General features: G+C 35.0%; 2 protein-coding genes. Both read right to left on the minus strand.

The genetic code is table 11. From position 1 onward, the window contains the following. Positions 1 to 42 precede the first annotated feature (42 nt). Positions 43 to 924 carry an IS3 family transposase gene (locus SM124_RS23925; protein ID WP_322448965.1) on the minus strand — a complete coding sequence of 294 codons (882 nt, stop codon included), beginning with the start codon at positions 922 to 924 and terminating at the stop codon, positions 43 to 45. An 8-nt stretch (positions 925 to 932) separates the two neighbouring features. Further along, positions 933 to 1,232: a transposase gene (locus SM124_RS23930; protein ID WP_322448966.1), complete on the minus strand. Its 300-nt coding sequence runs from the start codon at positions 1,230 to 1,232 to the stop codon at positions 933 to 935. Positions 1,233 to 1,303 lie beyond the last annotated feature (71 nt).

Consider the following 1,303-nt stretch of genomic DNA (forward strand, 5'->3'; position numbering starts at 1 on the left):
TGAAGTGACCCCTGTCAAGTAGACAGTGATAAAAACGCAAATTTAAGCAGCCTGAGTTCTGTATATATAAGGACTCAGGTTATTTAATTTCTTTTGAAATCTCTGGTAATTATAGAATCGTATGTATTGGTGCACAGCAAACTTAACCTCTTCAGCTGTTCGGAAGGTGTATAGATGAAAACACTCCGATTTAAAATGACTGAAGAAATTCTCCATAGATGCGTTATCCCAACAGTTGCCTTTTCTAGACATACTGGCTTTCATTTGATATTTATGTAGCAATTTATTATATTGTTTAGATGTATACTGGAACCCCTGATCGCTATGGAGGAGAACACCTTTCACATCCCTTTTTCTTTTTGCTTTTTTGACCGTATCTATGACTAATTTCAGGTCGTTTCTCCGGCTTATTTCATAGGCAATGATTTCATTATTATATAAATCCTTTATGGCAGATAAATATAATTTTTGGCCATTAAAAATTAAATAGGTAATGTCTGTTACCCATTTCTCGTTTGGTTTTGAGGCTGTAAATTCCCTATTTAGATGATTGTCTGAAACTACATAAGCTTCTTTCTTACCATAATAAGGACGTTTTTTTCTAATAACGGCTTTAATACCTAACTCATTCATTAACCTTTGTACTCGTTTATGATTCAAGTGAAGATTGTATTTCAACTTTAACCATATTTGTACTCTACGATATCCATAAATACCTTTGAGTTTAGTGTGGCACTCCATAATTAATTCCTTTATTTTGTTATCCTCTAACTTCTTAGATGTAGGGGACTCCTGGCGTCTTAGCCACTTATAATAACCACTTTTAGATACATTGGCAATCTTGCATAAAGATTGGATTGAAAAGTTCTCCTTCGACATTTGTTTAATCACTTCAAACTTCTTAGCTGTTGGTACTGCTTCCATTCCCCCTTTTACATCTTTAAGAGCTTTTTTAACATTTCAACCTCAGCTTCTAATCGTTTTATTTTCTCTTGTGGATCCTCTCGGCGGGTTCTTGGTCTACCTATGCCAGGTCCTTTTGCCTTTCCTCTTTTCTCCTCCAGCCCCTTAATACCCTCAGCCTCAAAATGTTTGACCCAACGTCTTACTATTGAATGATCAACTCCTAATTCTTTAGCAACTGTTTTATATCCCATACCTACATTGAAGTATAAATCCACTGCTTTCTTTTTAAAGGCAACATCATATGTAGTAACTTTCTTTTTCCCCATAAAAAAATCCCCCCATAGTAGACAGATTAGTGTGCTTTCTTTTTTCTGTCTACTATAAGGGGATCATATCA

It is taken from the genome of Robertmurraya mangrovi (genome assembly GCF_034427655.1).
Lineage (GTDB): Bacteria > Bacillota > Bacilli > Bacillales > Cytobacillaceae > Robertmurraya_A > Robertmurraya_A mangrovi.